Origin of the sequence: Mesorhizobium koreense, assembly GCF_031656215.1 — a bacterium.
GTDB lineage: Bacteria > Pseudomonadota > Alphaproteobacteria > Rhizobiales > Rhizobiaceae > Mesorhizobium_L > Mesorhizobium_L koreense.
The window spans coordinates 3,494,154-3,512,425 of sequence record NZ_CP134228.1; the positions used below are offsets into that span (position 1 = coordinate 3,494,154).

General features: G+C 61.4%; 14 protein-coding genes. 5 read left to right on the forward strand and 9 right to left on the reverse strand.

Annotated elements, in window-relative coordinates:
- On the reverse strand, positions 1 to 1,017 hold the full coding sequence (locus RBH77_RS16660; protein WP_311028701.1) for an ABC transporter permease subunit: 1,017 nt from the start codon (positions 1,015 to 1,017) through the stop codon (positions 1 to 3).
- 216 nt (positions 1,018 to 1,233) lie between these two features.
- Positions 1,234 to 2,250 (reverse strand): amino acid ABC transporter substrate-binding protein, encoded by a 1,017-nt coding sequence (locus tag RBH77_RS16665; RefSeq protein ID WP_311028702.1) that lies wholly within the window; start codon positions 2,248 to 2,250, stop codon positions 1,234 to 1,236.
- 562 nt (positions 2,251 to 2,812) lie between these two features.
- Here RBH77_RS16665 and RBH77_RS16670 point away from each other — a divergent pair.
- Complete coding sequence (locus tag RBH77_RS16670; RefSeq protein WP_311028703.1) at positions 2,813 to 4,156, forward strand: aspartate aminotransferase family protein; 1,344 nt, start codon at positions 2,813 to 2,815, stop codon at positions 4,154 to 4,156.
- A gap of 45 nt (positions 4,157 to 4,201) precedes the next feature.
- Here RBH77_RS16670 and RBH77_RS16675 read toward each other — a convergent pair whose 3' ends face one another.
- Complete coding sequence (locus tag RBH77_RS16675; protein ID WP_311028704.1) at positions 4,202 to 5,623, reverse strand: APC family permease; 1,422 nt, start codon at positions 5,621 to 5,623, stop codon at positions 4,202 to 4,204.
- A gap of 43 nt (positions 5,624 to 5,666) precedes the next feature.
- On the reverse strand, positions 5,667 to 7,043 hold the full coding sequence (locus tag RBH77_RS16680) for an aminotransferase class III-fold pyridoxal phosphate-dependent enzyme (protein WP_311028705.1): 1,377 nt from the start codon (positions 7,041 to 7,043) through the stop codon (positions 5,667 to 5,669).
- Positions 7,044 to 7,155: 112 nt separating this feature from the next.
- Here RBH77_RS16680 and RBH77_RS16685 point away from each other — a divergent pair, with 112 nt between their 5' ends.
- Entirely contained in the window at positions 7,156 to 8,208 is a 1,053-nt protein-coding gene (locus tag RBH77_RS16685; RefSeq protein WP_311028706.1) for an AraC family transcriptional regulator, read from the forward strand.
- A 308-nt stretch (positions 8,209 to 8,516) separates the two neighbouring features.
- Positions 8,517 to 9,539 (forward strand): aminotransferase-like domain-containing protein, encoded by a 1,023-nt coding sequence (locus RBH77_RS16690; protein WP_311028707.1) that lies wholly within the window; start codon positions 8,517 to 8,519, stop codon positions 9,537 to 9,539.
- A 79-nt stretch (positions 9,540 to 9,618) separates the two neighbouring features.
- On the opposite strand, the gene RBH77_RS16695 is transcribed toward RBH77_RS16690, so the two are convergent.
- The 5 genes from RBH77_RS16695 to RBH77_RS16715 all read right to left on the reverse strand — a co-directional run bounded on the left by RBH77_RS16695 (position 9,619) and on the right by RBH77_RS16715 (position 15,423).
- Positions 9,619 to 11,067: an aldehyde dehydrogenase family protein gene (locus RBH77_RS16695; protein WP_311028708.1), complete on the reverse strand. Its 1,449-nt coding sequence runs from the start codon at positions 11,065 to 11,067 to the stop codon at positions 9,619 to 9,621.
- A complete protein-coding gene (locus RBH77_RS16700; RefSeq protein ID WP_311028709.1) occupies positions 11,054 to 12,736 on the reverse strand; it encodes a bifunctional 3-(3-hydroxy-phenyl)propionate/3-hydroxycinnamic acid hydroxylase in 1,683 nt (560 codons plus the stop codon). Before RBH77_RS16700 ends, RBH77_RS16695 begins: the two co-directional genes overlap by 14 nt.
- A 5-nt stretch (positions 12,737 to 12,741) precedes the next feature.
- The gene (locus RBH77_RS16705; protein WP_311028710.1) at positions 12,742 to 13,593 is read right to left on the reverse strand and encodes a fumarylacetoacetate hydrolase family protein; all 852 of its coding nucleotides are present in this window, start codon (positions 13,591 to 13,593) and stop codon (positions 12,742 to 12,744) included.
- A 65-nt stretch (positions 13,594 to 13,658) separates the two neighbouring features.
- Positions 13,659 to 14,498, reverse strand: coding sequence for a VOC family protein (locus tag RBH77_RS16710; protein ID WP_311028711.1), 840 nt, complete (start codon positions 14,496 to 14,498; stop codon positions 13,659 to 13,661).
- Positions 14,499 to 14,682: 184 nt separating this feature from the next.
- Positions 14,683 to 15,423 carry an IclR family transcriptional regulator gene (locus tag RBH77_RS16715; protein ID WP_311028712.1) on the reverse strand — a complete coding sequence of 247 codons (741 nt, stop codon included), beginning with the start codon at positions 15,421 to 15,423 and terminating at the stop codon, positions 14,683 to 14,685.
- Between the two features lie 177 nt (positions 15,424 to 15,600).
- Between RBH77_RS16715 and RBH77_RS16720 the strand changes: the two genes are divergently transcribed.
- A complete protein-coding gene (locus RBH77_RS16720) occupies positions 15,601 to 16,500 on the forward strand; it encodes a LysR family transcriptional regulator (RefSeq protein ID WP_311028713.1) in 900 nt (299 codons plus the stop codon).
- 130 nt (positions 16,501 to 16,630) lie between these two features.
- A complete protein-coding gene (mdlC, locus tag RBH77_RS16725) occupies positions 16,631 to 18,217 on the forward strand; it encodes a benzoylformate decarboxylase (RefSeq protein ID WP_311028714.1) in 1,587 nt (528 codons plus the stop codon).
- Positions 18,218 to 18,272: the final 55 nt, after the last annotated feature.

Consider the following 18,272-nt stretch of genomic DNA (forward strand, 5'->3'; position numbering starts at 1 on the left):
TCACCGCTCCCTGATCTGCATGCGGCTGTTGTACATGTTCATCAGCAATGAGGTCAGCAAGCTGAAGGTGGTGAAGAAGATCATGGTGACCGCGATGACGATGATCGCTTGCCCGGTCTGATTGAGCGTCGCGCCCATCCAGATATTGACGATGTCGTCGTAACCGACAGCGACGGCCAGCGACGAATTCTTCAACAGGTTGAGATACTGGCTGATTGTCGGCGGGATGATGATCCTGAGAGCCTGCGGCAGCTCAATCAGCTTGAGCGACTGGAAAGGCGTAAAGCCGAGCGATCTGGACGCTTCGCGCTGCCCTGCCGGTACGGCGATTATTCCCGCACGAACAGCTTCAGCAATGAATGCCGCCGTCGAAACGGTCAGCGCCCACCACAGCGACATCAGCGGGATGGGTATCCAGAACCCACCGACGACGCCCATGCGCGCCAGTTGCGGCGGCTCGAAACTGGGAACGGCAGCCCACAGCAATCCGGCAACCGCCAGCAAGGAAACAATGCATGCGACCGCGACGTGTCGCGTGGATCCGTCGGGCGCCCTGCCCGAGCCAAGCAGGACGACAAAGGCCAAGGCTGCGAGCGCGACGGCGGCCCAGGCAAGAGAGGGATGCGCGAAGCTCAGCAAGCTGAGGAACAAGCCTTCGCGGTTCAGCATCCCGCCTGGACCGAGAACAAGGCTTTGCTGCCGGGCGGGAAGGGTCGGCAAGATAACAATGAAATGCCAGAAGAAGACCTGCAGGAGCAGGGGCAGATTGCGAAATGTCTCGATGTAGGCCGAGGCAAGCCGCCGGGCGAGCAGGTTTGCGGAAAGCCGGGCAACACCGATGACGACGCCCAGAAGCGTCGACGAGACAATGCCGGCGATCACGACAATCAAGGTGTTGCCGGCGCCGACGACAAACACTTGCCAATAGCGGGTTTCGCCAAGCCGCAGGTCGGCAAAAGGCGAAAACCCAACCTTGAACGACGCCACGCTCCACAGAAAGCTGGTGTCGATCAGCAATCCCCTGGCGCCCATGTTGACCACGGCATTCCGGACCAGGGCGACAATAACAAGCGCCACAAGGCCAACGGCGGCGATCTGGGACAATTTGGCCAGGAATTTGACATCCCGATACCAGACCGTTGACGATCTCTCAGGCAATTGAATGCTCCGAAAGGAAGGGGGTGCAGGCGACGATGCCGCACTGCACCCGGCGCGTGTTTTTGGCAAAGCTTCTCAGAGTGGCGGCGCGAGCAGGACGCCGCCCTTGTTCCACAATGCGTTCGGCGTGCCTTCGCGCGGCAATCCCAGCGGCGTTACATTGCGCTGATAGCTCTCATCGTAATTGCCGACCTGTTTGACGATCTGGTAGCCCCAGTCGTCCTGCACCTTGAGAAGCTTGCCGGTCTCGCCTTCCACGCCAAGCAAGCGCAGGACCGGCGAATTGCCGCTCTGGGTCTTCATCTCGTCGACGTTCTTGGACGAGACGCCGAGTTCGTCGGCGGCAATCATCCCGTAGATCGACCAACGAACAACGTCAGCCCATTCGGAGTCGCCCTGACGCACCCATGGACCATTGGGTTCCTTGGAAATGGTGTCCGGCAGAATCGTCACCTCGTCCGGTTTGCTGAGTTCCGTACGCATGGCCGCCAGGATCGCCTTGTCGGAACTGATAACGTCGCAGGCGCCGGCATCGAAAGCCTCGCGCACCTGCGGTTCGGTGTCGAAACCCACCGGCTTGTAGGTCAGCTTGTTCTTGGTGAAATAGGCGGCGAGATTGGGCTCGGTGTCGGTGCCCGAAGGCATACAGATCGTTGCGCCGTCCAGATCGGCGACGCCTTTGGCGTTGAGTGACTTCCGAACCAGGAAACCCTGTCCGTCGATGAATGTGTTGTAGGTGAAGTCAATGCCGAGAGATGCATCGCGCGTCAGCGTGTTGGTGGAGCTACGCGACAGCACATCCACTTCACCTGCCGCAAGCGCTGTGAAGCGCTCGACAAGGGTAAGCGGCACGAAGTCGACTTTCCCCTTGTCGCCGAAGATGGCAGCGGCAACGGCATAGCACATGTCGGCGTCGAGGCCCTGCATCTTCCCGTTGTTGTCGGGAGCCGAGAAGCCCGGGGTTGAGCCGGACGTACCGCAAATAAGCTTGCCGCGCGCCTTAACCTGCTCAAGCGTTCCCGCTTGCGCGGTCCCGGCGGCCACCATCAACGTCACACCAAGCAGCCACGCACATGATTTCCACGTTTTCATTCAACCCTCCATTGGCGGTTGCCCGTGGGACACCCGCATGTTCATTCACCTCATCAAAGCGGTGGCAGTGAGCAGCCGCCTCTTCTAACTGCCCATGCATTGATATTTTTGTATGTGGATTTCTTTCATATTATCATATTCTGGTAAAGAATGCACGCGATGCAGGTTGCGTCAAACGAATTTTGCAAATTTGTGAATCCGGCGCTGTCGGCCAGACGACGCTGGCCTCATGGAGGCGCCCGGGTTTGGCCGATCGGGCCCTGTGCGAATACCGATTGGAAAAAGCGTGGCGCGACCACGATCAGGCTGACTTGGCAAGCGCCGGAACGATCAAGGAGGTTGCGGGGAAACGACTTGAACAATCGGACCCGAACGTTGCCGAAACGCGAAACACCGCTGACAAATAAGCAATCGACTTTGTCGTCCGGAAGACCTGTAGTTCAAGCTCGCAACGCCTGCTGGAAAACAACTGACCTGCAAGCGCTCAAAGGGCTGGCTTGCCAGCAATTGTCTTGCTGTTCCCCATTCACGCTCGACCAACCAGGAAGCGCCAAGTGTTCTCATGACAATTCTCGACGACTACCTTCGCAGAACATCGAAATCGAAGGCACTGGCGCAGCGTGCCGGTTTGGTTCTCCTTGACGGGATCACCACCGACACCCGCTTTTTCGAACCCTACGGAATCTCCGTCGAGCGCGGTGCCGGAACCCGGAAGTGGGATGTCGACGGCGCCGAATATGTCGACTTTTTCGGCGGGCACGGGTCGCTGATGTTGGGCCATGGCCATCCGGTGGTGACTACAGCCATTCATGCGGCGGTGGTGCGTGGCATTCAATTTGCGGCCAACACGCCGCAAGAGGTGGCTTGGGCAGAGATGATCAAAGCCCACATTCCCTCTTGCGACCGCGTGCGCTTCTCCGGGAGCGGCACGGAGGCAACGTTGCTCGCCATTCGCATCGCGCGCGCCTACACCAACCGCGCGAAAATCCTGCGCGTTCGCACCCACTATCATGGCTGGCACGATTTTGCCGTTTCCGGCTACGCCACCAACCATGACGGCTCGGCCGCTCCGGGCGTGCTGGCCGAGATAGCGCAAAACACCATCCTGGTGACGCCCAATGACATACCCGAACTACAGGCTGCCATCCGCGCGAACGCGCATGAGCTGGCGGCGGTCATTCTGGAGCCGTTGGGATCTCACTTCGGCATGATCCCGACAAGCGAGGACTACATTGTCGCCGCACACGCGGCGGCGGGTGACAGCGGTGTACCGGTCATCCTCGACGAGATCATCACCGGCTTTCGGCTGGGCACCTCCGGCTTTCAAGGTCTTTTCGGCCTCAAGCCCGATATTACCTGTCTTGCGAAGGTCGCCGCCGGCGGCATGCCAGGCGGCGTCGTCTGCGGCTCGGAAGAGATCATGTCGGTCCTGTCGCGGCAAAATCAGAGGCGATCGAACGCGCCCGGCAAGGTTCTGCATCAGGGCACTTTTACCGGCAATCCGGTGACCGCTTCGGCAGCGGTAGCAACGATCAGCGAAATCGTGGCGACGAAGGCCTGCGAACGGGCCAGCGCCACTGGCGAGGCCGTGCGAGCCCGCATGGATGAGGCGTTTTTTCGCTGCGATGTGACGTGGCGCACCTATGGCCGCTATTCGGCTTTCCATTTCCTACCGGACGCGCCGGATGTCGAAGACATTTCGACGCTTCCCCACACCGTCTTCGCCGCCCGCCCGGTAAAGCTTCTCCAGACATTGCGGATGGCCATGCTGCTCGAAGGCGTCGACATCGCTTCGCGCGGAAGCGGCTTCGTCTCTGCCATCCATACCGATGCGGATGTGGAAAGTCTCGGACAGGCAATGGAACGGTCATTGCGCAGGATGAAGGCGGAGGCACTGCTGACCTAACTGTCTGGCAAAAGAGGACGCAAGGCGCCTCGCGTCCTTGTCATGTCAGGATTGCCTTGTCCGCAGCCAGCCTACCAGCGCGCCCAGCGCGGCCGTCAAAAGGACCAGCGCCGGCAGCGCGACGGCGAGCGTCCCTTCGACGCCGACAAGGATGTCGAAATGCATTGCAGCGAGACCGCCGATAATGGCGAGGACTGTTCCGGCGAGACAAGGCAGAACGACCGTTGTCGGACGGTTTTCGCGGGCATCGGCGAGACTGCGGAAGAATATGGCGATCGAAAACGAGGTGATGATCATGGCGGTGACGATAGCCAGCGTCCCCGTGTTGATCAGCCATGAGAATAGAGCCAGGATCGGGTGTGCTCCGGCAACAACGAAGGCCAGCAGCACGACCGCGCCGATGACGCTCTGCAGCAGCGAGCCGAGATGCGGGCTTTGATGCACGGGATGCGTGCGGTTCAGCGTTTCCGGCAGCAACCGATGACGCGCAAGCACCAGAGCGTAGCGGCCGACATTGTTATGAAAGGCCAGCAATGACGCAAAGACACTCGTCACGAACAGGACACGCATCAGACGCGTGAAATTTTCACCCAGATAGTCGTAGCCGAGCACAAAAAGAAGGTCGGTGGGATCCTTCATGGCGCCCAGCACCTCGCCGACACGGTCGACGCCGCCGCCGACGATCATGCACAGCGCCGTGAAGGCATAGAAACCGCCGATGAGCAGTACCGAGATGTATGTGGCGCGCGGGATGGTGGTTTCCGGGTCCTTTGCCTCCTCGCTGTAGATCGTGGTCGCTTCGAACCCGACGAAGGTGCTGAAGGCGAAAAGCAACGCGATCGACAACGAGCCGCCGAGGACGGTTTGCGGCGCGAGCGGCGCAAAGGTGAATGATCCCGCCGGACCGCCCTTGCCGACGATGACGGCGTCAAGGGTGCAAACGACGATGAACTCCAGCAGGACCAGAACGCCCAGCACCTTGGCCGAAACATCGATCTGCCGGTAGCCGAGCGCACCGACAACGGGCAGGGCGAGCGCCGAGTAGACCCACCACGGCAGCGAAAGCCCCGCCTCGGCCGCAAACAGCATCTCGCACGCTGCGCCGAACAGGCCGTAGATGCCGATCTGCAAGGCATTGTAGCCGAAGAACGCCAGATATGCCGTGGCGCCGGCGGGAACCATTCCACCGGCGCGCAAGGTGAAGCTGAAAAAGCCACCGGCTTCGGAAACATGACGCGCCATCGCCGTGTAACCGACCGAAAATACAAGCAGGCATAGTGCCGCGAGCACATAAGCGCCGGCAGCGCCGGCGCCATTGCCCAGCAGCATGGCAAGCGAGCCACTGCCGGCGATCGCCGCCATCGGCGCCGCCGCCGATGTCACAAGAAAAACGATCGCGGCCGTGCCAAGCACCCCAGACCGAAGTTCGCGCCCATTCGGCGCCGAGACTGCTGTGTCGTGAGCCATTGGTCCCCCCGTTATGCGCCATGCGTTGGCGCTTGGCTTTTGTTCAGTTTGCTTTTTCCATCGTCAGGAAAGCTGCCTCCACGGCAGAAAAAATAAGGTCGCATTCGCTCTCGTTGATCGTCAGCGCCGGCGAAATAACGATGTAGTTGGCGGCGGGGCGCACCACCGCGCCGGCGTTGCGAGCCAATTCCGCAAGGCGTCGCGCCACGGAAGCGTCCACCGGGATCCGTGCCCTCCGGTCGCTGACCAGATCGAGGCAGATCATCAATCCCTTCCCCCGCACCTCGCCGATCAGACCGAACCGTTCTTTCAGGTCCTGAAGCCTGGCAAGCAGGCGTTCACCCTGTCTGGCGGCATTGGCCGGCAGATTCTCGCGCTCGGTGATGTCGAGCACGACAAGGGCCGCGGCGCAGCCAAGCGGGTGGCCGGAATAGCTGTAGCCATGCATATGGGCGGCGCCGGATGAAGCCCCCTCCCATGCGGCGGCGATGCGCTGGCTGATCAATGTCGCGCCCAGCGGCACATATCCGGAGGTCAGCCCTTTGGCCAGGCACATGATGTCGGGCTTAACGCCCCACATCCGGCTGCCGAACCATGCCCCGACGCGACCGAAGCCGGTGATCACCTCGTCGGCAATCAAAAGCACATCGTACCGATCGCAAACCTCGCGAACGCGCTTCCAATAGCTCTGCGGCGGCACGATATAGCCTCCGGCGCCTTGCACTGGTTCGGCGATAAACGCCGCCACGGTCTCTGGCCCTTGATTGAGGATTTCGCGCTCGAGAAGCCGGGCGCAGATCGCCGCCAGTTCTTCCGGATCGTTGGAAAAGGGATTGCGGTAGAGCCAAGGCGTCTCGACCTGCAGGCAGCCCGCCAGAAGAGGCTCGTAGGCTTGCCGGAAGGCAGCGTTTCCATTCAGCGACGTGCCGCCCAGATGCGTGCCGTGATAGGCATTTCTCAGCGAGATAAATTTCGTTCGCGACGCCTTTCCCGATAACTTCCAGTACTGCCGGGTGATCTTGAGCGCCGTTTCGACCGCATCGGAACCGCCGCTACCGAACAGCACCCGGGCCATGTGTTCCTGGCCGGTGAGCGTCACAAGCCGCTCGGCGAGCTCGATCGACACCGGCGTCGCCGTCCCATCGAACGACGGATAATAGGCGATCCGGTCGAACTGGCTGATCAACGCGGCGCGCACCTCGGGCCGGCGATGACCGACATTGACATTGAGCAGGCCGCCGCGCGCATCGACATAGCGCTTGCCGGCGATGTCGGTGATCCAGACGCCGTCGCCGCTTGCGATAATCAACGGGTCGGCATTGGCGAATTCGGCCGGCTCCGTCATCGGATACCATTGCAAATGGGAGGCATGCTGGCGGGCCTGCTTGTCAGGCGCGGCCGTGCCGGTTGCGGTGTGCATATGAAAACCTCCGATGACGGAATATCCGCCACTATCCGCCCCACAGGCGCTGCAATCCTTGCAATCAGCGTCAAAATCTTGATATTTCATGCCAAAGGAAGGAGGCGCGGCGATGAGCAACGTCGCGATGATCAGGTCCAGCCTGATTTCAGCCGTCGTCGCGCAAGTGGCGAAAACAGGCACGGATCCCGGCCCGTTGCTGCGCAAATACGGTTTTTCGGGCGCGACCCTCAGTAACCCTTATGCGCTGGTTCCTTTGCATCGGTTCGTGGCGCTTTGCGAGGACGCGGCATTGGTCACCGGGGACGATGCCATCGGCTTGCGCGTCGGCCAGGCGATCTCCAGCGGCCATCAGGGCCCGGCAGGCTTCATCTTCAGTGCCTCCAAAACCGTCGGCGAGGCGCTGCGTCGCTATGCGCAACTGATGGCGGCCTGGCAGGATTCGGCCCATACGGGCGTTGTCGGCTTCGGCAACGGTGCAGAAGCCTATATCTATCGCATTACCGATGAACGCATCCGCCTGAGGCGGCAGGACGCCGAACTGACCCTGAGCACGGTGCACCAGCAGTTAAAGTCCGTTCTCGGGCGGAACTGGCGCCCGCTTGGCGTTCACTTCGAGCATGCCATGCCGGCCGACATTCGGCCCCACCGCAAGATTTTCGATGCACCCTTGAGTTTCGGCGAGCCGATCAACTGCTTGCTCGTTGCTGAAAGCGATCTTCAAAAGACACTGTCGTCGCAGGATGACAGCCTTTGGCCATTCATCGAACGGCATTTGACCGACCTGTCGAAGGAACGTCAGTCCGTCTTGTCGTTCCGCGAGCAGGTCGACAATGCCATTGTCAACCGACTGGGATTCGGCGGCGTCGGCATCGGCAGCATCAGCGCCGATCTCGGCTTGTCGATGCGAACCCTGCAGCGACGACTGAAGGAGGAGGACCTGACGTTCGGCGCGCTTCTCCATGCGGCAAGGCGGCGCATTGCGGAAACAAGCCTGAGCAAACCACGCAGCCGTGTCGTCGACGTTGCCAATGCGCTTGGCTATGCCGACACCGCCGTGCTCTCCCGCGCCTTCAAGCGCTGGACCGGAACGAGCCCGCGGCAATTCGCCAAGGATGGAAAAAACCGAGCTCAGTTGTCGGACGGGAGTGTCGACCAATCCTAGGCATACCACCTTCTCGAATGGGCAAGCCGCCTTGCCGGAATGACGTTTGACACCGACGCCTCATGCTGGCCAGTGGTTGATGGGATGCCGCTTTGTACGGAGGGGCATCAAGCTGGCGGCTCGAGGCCTTCGGCAGGAAATCGACAGTTGACGGGAATCTCATGACAGACTGGCCGGATCGTTTTTCAAAGCATGCCAACCGCGCGATCCCATCGGCGATCCGCGCCCTCTCCAATTTCCCACGCGCCGCCGACACCATTCCCTTCGGCCCTGGCGAGCCGGATGCGTCGCTCTTCCCAGTCGAGCAGATGCGCGACGTGCTGCGCGACATCTTCGACGATACCGCCGCCGCACGAAGCGCCCTGCAATATGGCCCCAGCGAGGGCGATATGCTTTTGCGGCAGCGCCTGTGCTCGCATATGGCATTGAGGGGCGTGCGCTGCGAGCCCGCCAACATCCTGTTGACCAGTGGCGCACAACAGGCCCTCAACCTGGTGTCGGAAGCCTTTGTCGATCCCGACGACACCGTCCTGGTGCAGTCGCCGACATATCCCGGCGCATTGCAGGTGTTTCTGGCACATGGCGCCCGGCTGGCCGGCCTCGACGCCCGCACGGCTGCACCGTCCTTGATCTACGCCATGTCGAACTTCCAGAATCCAACAGGCGTTTCGCTATCGCTCGGCCAGCGTCAGCACCTCGTTGCCCTCGCACATCAACTCGACACGGTGCTGATCGAGGACGATCCCTACGAGGCCTTGCTCTATGATGGCGAAGCGTTGCCTTCATTGCTATCGATAGACGTCGGCGAGCATTCGATAGAGGACGCACGGACCCTCTATTTCGGCACCTTCTCCAAATCCATCGCACCGGGCCTGCGCATCGGCTGGGTTGTCGGACCGGCGCTCGTCGTCGAAAAACTGGCGCTGCTGAAGCAAACAGAGGACCTGCAGGCCAATTCGCTAGCGCAGGCCGCACTGGGCAGGTTGCTCGCGCATGGTGTCGAGCCGTTTGCCCGCCCCATCCAGGTCGCCTACCGCGAGCGCCGCGAAAGGATGGCGGAAGCCCTGCGCGGCGAATTCGGCAATCGCGGTGCCTGGAGCGTGCCGCAGGGCGGCTTCTTCTTCTGGCTGACGCTGCCGATGGAAATCGACACCGCGGCGATGCTGCGGCACGCCGCGCAACTAGGCGTGACCTATGTGCCCGGCATCGCTTTCAGCCACAGCGGCAGCGGCGCCAACACGCTGCGCCTGAGCTTCTCCTCCGCTCAACCCGACAGGATCAGCGAAGGCGTCAGACGGCTGGCAAAAGCTTTCGACGAACACGCCAGTTGACCAGCGGATAGCGGAACTGCCGCCAGTCGCATGATAGACCAGGCGGCTTGTAGATCAGGATGAGAGCGTCGTTGGCCGTCTAGATTGGATAGTGCCGTGCGCCGGTCTGGATCGAGATCCATCGCAGTTCGGTAAAGGCGTCGATCCCCGCGGTTCCGCCAAAACGCCCGAAGCCGGAGTTCTTGGTGCCGCCGAAAGGCATTTGCGGCTCGTCATGGACCGTAGGCCCGTTAATATGGCAGATGCCGGACTGCAACTGGGCGGCGGCCCACGTGGCCTGCCCGATATCTTCCCCGAACACCGATGCCGACAGTCCATATTCGGTATCGTTCGCGATCCGGATGGCATCCGCCAGATCGTCGGCATGAACGACGGTCGTCACCGGGCCAAAGCTTTCTTCGGCGTAGATTCTCATCGCCGACGTTACCTTGTCGACGATCGTCGCCTGCATGACGGTGCCTTGCCGCGCGCCTTTCGAGATGATCGACGCACCATGCGTTGCGGCATCGGCGACCAGATCGTCGATCCGCTGCGCCGCGGCCTCGCTTACCATCGCGCCAAGCTGCGCTTCACCTTTTGCCGGATCTTTCGCGGACAGCGCCAGCGCGCGCGCGGAAAACTTTTCAACGAACGCCGCCGCTATTGTGCGGTCCACCACGATCCGCTCGGTCGACATGCAGATCTGCCCCTGGTTCATGAACGCGCCGAAGATCGCGGCATCCGCCGCCTTGTCGAGGTCGGCGCTTTCCAGCACCACCATCGGCGACTTGCCGCCTAGTTCAAGCAGGACGGGCTTCAGCAATGCCGCCGCCTGCAGCGCGATGATGCGGCCGACGCGCGTCGAACCGGTAAAATTGATCCTGCGCACCGATGCATGCTCGATCAGCGCGGAGATCACCGCAGGTGTATCCTTGGCCGAGGCATGGACGACGTTGACCTGCCCTGCATCCAGCCCCGCCTCAACCAGGCACGCACCGAGCAGACCATGCACCGCCGGACAGACTTCGGAGGTCTTCAAAACCACGGTATTGCCGCAGGCCAGCGGCATGGCCATCGCCCTGGCACCAAGGATGATCGGGGCGTTCCAGGGTGCGATACCCAGGCAAACGCCGGCAGCCTGCCTGACCGCCATCGACAAATTGCCGGGCACATTGGTCGGAATGACCTCGCCCTTGATCTGGCTCACCATGGCGGCCGCCTCGCGAAACATGTTGGCGCCCTCGTGAACGTTGTAACTCGCCCAGCCACGGGTCGAACCGGTCTCGGCGACCATGCGTTCGACAAAGCCGTCATGACGCGAGACAATGACGTCCGCGACCGCGTTGAGCCGCGCGCGGCGGTCGGAGGGACCCAGGGATGCCCAGGCGGCAAAGGCGGCTTGCGCGGCATCTGCCGCTGCATTGGCGTCATCGACACTGGCGGACGCCGCCCTCGAGGCTACCGCACCGCTGACGGGATTGACGCGATCGAACGTTTCGCAGTCATGCCGGCCACGGCTTCCGCCAATGATCAGGTCAGGTTGAAACATGATGGCCCTCCTTGTTTTCCAATGCATCGCCTTCCGGCACCGTGGCGCTGCCCGCGCCGATGCTTCGGCTCGGCGTATCGCCGATTGCTATTTTTGCTGCGTGTTCCAGGATCGCGCCCAGGTCCGAAAGTGCTGCCGTCGCCGCAACATAGCGGTCCGGCCTGAGCAGGAAGGCTTGATCCGTGTAGGCCCTGAACGCCTTGGCGCTGGTGAAGCGCGAAACATCCCGATAGACCGGAAATGCCGCCGAGACGGCGTTCATGTATTCCGGGGTTAGCCCGATGACGCGTATGCCGAGGCGCTCGAAATCCGCCGCCATATCAGCGCCGACGACGCTGTCCGGGCGTTCCGAAAAAACGATGAGGGCGGAGCCCGACCCCAGGACATCGTCGAGGCGGTGGCGCTGATGATGCTCGGACTCGACGATTGGCTGGGGAAACAGACGTCCGACCAGCATGTGGTCGCCCCCTCGCCCATCCGGCCACAGCATGCCACGGTCGAAACGCGGTTTCGGCTTGTAGCGCATCTGCGCGACATAGTCCCGGGCCGGCGGATAGACGCTCAGAATCCGGAAGCCGAGCCGCAGCAGAAAGGCCTGCAGGCGCGACGAAGGCATCATCACCTTGCCCATGCGCAAAGCCAGGCCGATCATTTGCCAGGCATGTGGCTTTCGCTCCAACTGGTAGCTGTCGAGCAATTCATTGCACTCACGTGCTGAAGCCAGTGCGGCGGCAAGCTTCCAGGCAAGGTTGTGAGCGTCCCTGATGCCGCTGTTCATGCCCTGACCGGCGAAGGGCGGCGACAGATGAGCCGCGTCTCCAGCCAGGAAGACGCGCCCCCGACGCCACGTCTCGGCTATGCGGGCATGGAATGTGTAGACGCGCACGCGCCTGAGCGGCGCTTCGCGATCAGGACCGACTTCCGCAAGCAGACGGCGCACGAACGGCTCGCTGGTGGCGTCCTGATCGGCCTCGTCCTTGTGCAGCATGAACTCATATCGTCGAATGCCGCGCGGGCCTGGAAGCGAGATGCATGGCCGCCCCGGATTGCAGAACACTTCCGTATGGCGAAAGCGATTTGAGGTCTTGACCAGATCGACGATCAGCCAACGTTCGGTGAATGTGGAGCCGACCATCTCGACGCCCAGCGATTTCCGAACGAAAGACCGGCCACCGTCGCAGGCAACCATCAGCTTGGCCGAGACCGACATTCCCGAACCGAGTTTGGCAGTCACCCTTGCTTCATCCTGTTCGAAGGAAACCAGTTCCTGATCGAACAGTTGAGCGACATGGCCGTACCGGCCGAGGCCTTGCCTCAGAAGGTTTTCGAGAACCGGCTGCTCGAAAGCATTGCGCTTGTCGAAACCGTATTCCCGCGACAGCGGATCAACCTTGGCGAACACGCTGCCGCCGGGAGAGATGTAGCGTGATCCATAAGCCCTTGTGGTGGCGGCCAGCACGGCGTCGGCAAGGCCGATCGCCTGCATTGCCCGCATCGATTCGTCGTCTATCGAAACGGCGCGCGGCTCGTCGACCGTCGACGCATTGCGTTCGACCAGAATGGTTGCCACGCCAAACCCACCCAGCAGATTGGCGAGCGTCAACCCGGTCGGCCCGGCGCCGACGACCAGCACATCGGTTTCAAGACGCGGCCTGGAATCCCTTTCCATGGGGGTCAGATTTCATTCTCAACGCGATTGGCGAGGCATCCGACGCCACCGATTTCGACCTCGATCAAGTCGCCCGCCTTCATGAACAGCGGCGGCTCCCTGCGGTCACCGACACCGCCGGGAGTGCCGGTCAGGATCACGTCCCCGGCCTGCAGCGGCGTGAAGGCGGAGCAATAGGCGATGAGCCTGGGAATGGAGAAGATGAGATCGGTAAACGTCGCACTTTGGACAACCTCGCCGTTGAGGCGGGTGGTGATCGGCAAATTCGTGCAGTCGGGCACAGCATCGGCGGTCACCAGCCATGGACCAAAGGCGCCGGTGCCCGGAAAATTCTTGCCGGGCGTGAATTGGTGCGTATGCCGCTGCCAGTCGCGGATCGTCGCATCGTTGTAGCAGGAGTATCCCGCCACATGCGCCATGGCGTCGCCTTCGGGAATGTTTCGCCCGCCACGCCCGATGACAACAGCCAGTTCGCCTTCGAAATCCAGCGCGTCGGAGGCTGTCGGCTTGCAGATGGCCTGCCCATGGGCGACCTGGGTATCGGCAAAACGGACAAACACCGAGGGATATTCCGAAACCGGACGACCCGTCTCGCGGCGATGGCTCTCATAATTGAGGCCGATGCAGAGTATCTTGGCCGGATCAGGTATCACCGGAAGCAGGCAGACATCCGACAAAGCCAGTTCGCCGGGACGACCGGATATGAAATCGGCAATCGCACCCAGCAGATCGGCGGCGATCGCCTGCTTCAAGGTTTGGACGCCGGGAGCAAGACGTCCGGCGAGCGCGATCAGCTGACGGTCCTGCATGACGCCAAATCCCGGTACGCCGCAGCGCGTGTAACTGATCAGTCGCATCGTATGATCCTGATTGCGTTTTGTTTTGTCGGTCGCGCGGTGCCCTCGCCCGCCGCATGCGGAAGCTAGGAGCGCAAGATCGCCTTTCCCCAAAGGTTCAGCGTGCGTGCTTCCTGGGGCCAGTTCTTCACCGGCCGGTCGTGCACCACCTCGAGCTCGGCGGAAATCTCGATCCAGTTGCCGTCGGGGTCCTCGATGAAAATGAAGAGATTGTTGCCCGGACCATGCCGCCCCGGCCCCCACATCAGCGAAATGCCCAGCGAAGCAAACCGGTCGCACCAGTCGCGGATGACATTCCAATCACCCGCCTCATAGCTGTGGTGGTCGACGCCTTGCCGGTTGGATTTGAAGCAGGCCAGCGTATGGTGCTCGTGGTTCGAGCGCACGAAGCTGGTCGCAAGCGTTCCGTCGGCATGCAACACCCTGTCCGACAAGGCAAAACCGAGCTTGCCGTGGAAAAAGGCCTCGAAAGCTTCCACATCGAATGTTGCGAAGGTGAGGTGCTGCGTCGGGCCCTGCAGTCCCTTGCGCACGACCGTGTCGGCCTTGGCGACGCCGAAGACGATGATCTGGTCATCGGGTCCCCTGACGGCGAACGCGCCGTCCTGGAAGTAAGGCGAAGGGTCGGCCAGAATGTCCAAGCCTTCCGACCTGGCTCGCGCTTTCAACTCTTCCAATCCGTCGGAATCCCGACAGGCCAACCCGGCATAGGACAGCTTTCGGTCGGTTCCGCGCCGCACGACGAAACGGCGGTTGGGACCGCTGCAGCGCCATTCGTCCTCGCCGGTCTGCTCAGCCACCATATCCATTGCGCTGGCATAGAAATCCGCCAGCTGGCGAGGATTCGAACTCTCGAACGCAACGTGATGCAGATAGGCTCCGGCTCGTACCGCGGTGAGGGGCATCACAACTCCAATTGGCTAAATCAGATAATTTGATATAATGCTTCATTCTGAATTATCACTATTTGATATTTTGGCAACAGGAAAAATGTCAAACGGGCGAATTTTCCCCGATTTGGCCCACCCTAGGCATTGCGAATTGTGATTGCTGGTGTGTCGCCAGGCTCTCGCTACAGGCGAGGGCTGGTTACGCTTCGATGCGCTGCCGCAACATATCGGCGGATGCGACGAGGAGCATGACGATGCCACGTTCGGTGGTTGCGCTGTGGTCGCTGTCGGCAATGACGAGGCTGAGACTGGCGGCAATGGCCTGACCGGGGCATGCCACCGGAACCGCAATGCCGACCAGGCCCTTGTCGACTTCCCCGCGGGTCACGGAATAGCCCCTTCGCCGGACGCTGTTGAGTTCCGAGACGAAGCTCGCCTTGTCGGCATTGGGCACGGATTGGGTGACATCCCGTTCAAGCAGCTTGCCCAGCCGCCGCGAAGGCAATTGCGACAGGATCGCCTTCGATGTCGCGCCGCGCGTCAGCGGCATCGGCCGGCCCCGCTCATAGCTGGTCCTGATGAAGACACCGGGCTGATTGGCATCGGCCGCACAGATCACCCGATCGCCGTAGAGCCGCGCCAGCAAGGCAACGCAAGGCACGGGTGCTTCCTTGACGAGATCGGGCAGGAACTCCGCGCCTTCCTTGACCAGCGGATCGGTCAGCCGCACCAGGCGATCGTATTCGACGAAGGCAGGTCCCAGCCGGAAATTCGCTTCTATCGACGGCTCGAGGAAGCCTGCCGCAACCAGTTCCCGCACCGTCCGGTACAGCGTGCTTGTCGGAGCCTCAACTGCTTCAGCAAGGTCAGGAACGGTCCAGTTCTTTCTGGTCTCGCTGAACAGTCTCAGCACATTCACGTATCGGTCGAGGCCGGCCATTCATCGCTCGCACTTGTTTTGCGCAGGTCGCGCACTTTGCTTTAGCTGGTTTCACAACCAGGGTAAATTGTCGTAATTTGAGAAGATGCGGCCACGCCTGCCCCGATATTCGCATGCTGTGGCTATGAGACAGTTGTGATAATGGATCGGATGGATTGTTGTCGCGGGAGGTGAATCGTGAGACGCGAGACGCTGGACGACCAGTTGACGCCCCGGACCTTGCGGCTGATCGCCGCCATTGGCAAGCACGGTCATCTTTCGCGCGCCGCCGAGGAACTACACATCGTTCCTTCCGCGGCGAGCCGTCGTATCCGCAAGCTGGAAGACGTCTTGGGGGCGACGGTCATCAACCGCCAGGCGAATGGTCTCACGCTTACCCGCGTCGGCATGGCGATTGCCGCACACGCGGAGCGGCGCGCCGATGATCTTGACGTCTTGCAGACGGATATCGGCCGCCTCAAGGGCGGATCGGCCATCGATCTGAAACTGGCCGTCAGCGGCCCGGTGCTTTTCGGCGAACTGCCCGAACAGTTGCAGGCGTACTTGCGAACGAACCCCAACGTTCACCTTTCCGTGGTGGAGCAGACCAGCGACTCGATAGCCCAGAGTTTGTTGTCCGGCGATGCGGACATGGGCATTGTGCTTGGCTCGCATGATTATCCGAGCCTGCACTTTTCCTTGTATCGGGTGGACAGGCTCGGCGCCGTGGTGCCTCCCGATCATCGCCTGAGCCGCAGGACGGTGCTGTATCTTGACGATCTCGCCGAAGAACCTTTGATCGTACCGCGCGACTCGGTGATCTCGGACCTGTTACAGAGCATCGCGAGTCAACACGGCGTACAGCTTCGACATGGCATCGACGTCAGTGACTTTGCGTCAATCTGCAGGGTCGTCGAAGGTGGCCTGGGCATTACCGTGATGCCTGCCAGCACTTCGGCAAGCGAGATCACCAAACGGGGACTTGTCTGCATCCCGCTCGACTACGACTGGGCCCGCTGCGATATCTATATTGCGACAAAGAGCGGAACGGAGTCCCGGATAGCACTGTCGGAGCTGAAGCATGCCTTGCTGCAGTAATTCCGACACTTGCCGAAAACCGAAACCGGCTTGTTGAAAAACCAATCGACTTGTCGACAGCGATAGCATCCCGTTTGTCATGAAGCCTTTCGTCAGGAGAGGCAAAAGAACTGATTTCGGGATGGTAGCAATGCAATCAACGGTGCGAACGGCGACATTGCAGCTCCTGCGCGAGCTTGGCATGCGAACCGTATTCGGCAATCCGGGCTCGACCGAACTCGCGTTCCTCGGCGATTGGCCGGACGATTTCCGCTATATCCTTGGCCTGCAGGAATCGATCGTCGTCGCCATGGCCGACGGATACGCGCAAGCCACCGGCCGGCCGGCCCTCGTCAACCTTCATTCCGCCGCCGGTGTCGGCCATGCGATGGGCAGCATATTCACCGCCTTCAAGAACCAGACCCCGCTTGTCATTACGGCCGGGCAGCAGGCCCGTTCGCTGCTTGCCCTGCAGCCGTTTCTCGGCGCGCAGAACGCAGCGGAATTTCCGAAGCCTTACGTGAAATGGAGTTGCGAACCAGCGCGCGCCGAGGATGTGCCCCTGGCGATAGCGCAGGCCTGTGAGATCGCGGCACAGTCGCCATGCGGACCGACTTTCGTCTCCATTCCTTCCGACGACTGGGCCAGGCCGGCGGAGCCGCTCGAGCTTCGGAAGGGAAGCCGGCAGCTTGGTCCCGATCCTTCAGTCGTCGATGATTTTGCAGGCGTCATCAATGGCTCGCGGCGCCCGGCAATTGTTTTCGGCCCCGGCGTCGGGCGCGAAGGCATGCAGGAACTGGTCACCTCGCTGGTGGAGAAAATCAGCGCCGATGTGTGGGCGGCACCTTTGATCAGCCGTGACGGCGTAGCGCAGGACCATCAGCGCTTTGCCGGTTTTCTTCCACCCGCTACCAGGCCCTTGGCAGAGGCTCTGTCGGGCTACGATTGCGTGCTAGTGCTGGGTGGCCCCGCCTTCCTGCTGCATGTTCCAGACAATCGGGCGGTCGCCAGGACGATGCCGACAATCCTTCAGATTACAGACGACCCTGTCCTGGCTGCCGCCTCGCCGCTCGCGGCGTCGCTGATAGCATCGCTGGCGTTGGCGGTGCCCGCACTGATCGAGCGGCTGCAACCGCGTACGCCGTCAACGGCGGCGGCGCGCCCTGCCTGCGGCATTCCAGTTGCCACGGAGCCGCTTGCGGCGGAATTTGTCATGCATGTCATTTCCGGCTTGGCGCCCGAGGATGCCGTCTTTGTCGAAGAAGCGCCATCCCACAGAAGCGCTATGCAGCGCTATTCACCCATAAAGACAAATCAGCACTTCTACGCGATGGCCAGCGGTGGGCTGGGGTTCGGACTGCCGGCAGCATCCGGCATAGCCTTAGCCCACTCCGAACGGCGCGTGATCGCGATCTTAGGCGATGGCTCTGCCATGTATTCCATTCAAGGCCTGTGGACCGCCGTTCAGGAAAGGTTGGCTGTCACATTCGTAGTCCTGAACAACCGGGGCTATGGCGCCATGCGGGCATTCGGCCAGATGATGCAGACCCGGAATATTCCCGGGATCGACGTTTCCGGGATAGACTTTACAGAGCTTGCGAGCGCTCTCGGCTGCCCTGCCATTCTCGCCCAAAATTCGGACACCCTAAAAGGGGCCTTTCGCACGTCGCTGGAGACTCCGGGCCCGACGCTGATCGAAGTGCCAATTGGAGCAGCTGCGGCCCCTCTGTACGAATGATGCGCACGGCAAAACTTGGAGAGCTAACTTGACGGCAAAAAAGCTAAACATCACG

Bases quoted from the DNA above. Each gene is read 5' to 3' on its own strand.
- RBH77_RS16665 (WP_311028702.1), bottom strand. From the start codon at position 2,250: ATGAAAACGTGGAAATCATGTGCGTGGCTGCTTGGTGTGACGTTGATG.
- RBH77_RS16670 (WP_311028703.1), top strand. From the start codon at position 2,813: ATGACAATTCTCGACGACTACCTTCGCAGAACATCGAAATCGAAGGCA.
- RBH77_RS16675 (WP_311028704.1), bottom strand. From the start codon at position 5,623: ATGGCTCACGACACAGCAGTCTCGGCGCCGAATGGGCGCGAACTTCGG.
- RBH77_RS16680 (WP_311028705.1), bottom strand. From the start codon at position 7,043: ATGCACACCGCAACCGGCACGGCCGCGCCTGACAAGCAGGCCCGCCAG.
- RBH77_RS16685 (WP_311028706.1), top strand. From the start codon at position 7,156: ATGAGCAACGTCGCGATGATCAGGTCCAGCCTGATTTCAGCCGTCGTC.
- RBH77_RS16690 (WP_311028707.1), top strand. From the start codon at position 8,517: ATGCGCGACGTGCTGCGCGACATCTTCGACGATACCGCCGCCGCACGA.
- RBH77_RS16695 (WP_311028708.1), bottom strand. From the start codon at position 11,067: ATGTTTCAACCTGACCTGATCATTGGCGGAAGCCGTGGCCGGCATGAC.
- RBH77_RS16700 (WP_311028709.1), bottom strand. From the start codon at position 12,736: ATGGAAAGGGATTCCAGGCCGCGTCTTGAAACCGATGTGCTGGTCGTC.
- RBH77_RS16705 (WP_311028710.1), bottom strand. From the start codon at position 13,593: ATGCGACTGATCAGTTACACGCGCTGCGGCGTACCGGGATTTGGCGTC.
- RBH77_RS16710 (WP_311028711.1), bottom strand. From the start codon at position 14,498: ATGCCCCTCACCGCGGTACGAGCCGGAGCCTATCTGCATCACGTTGCG.
- RBH77_RS16715 (WP_311028712.1), bottom strand. From the start codon at position 15,423: ATGGCCGGCCTCGACCGATACGTGAATGTGCTGAGACTGTTCAGCGAG.
- mdlC (WP_311028714.1), top strand. From the start codon at position 16,631: ATGCAATCAACGGTGCGAACGGCGACATTGCAGCTCCTGCGCGAGCTT.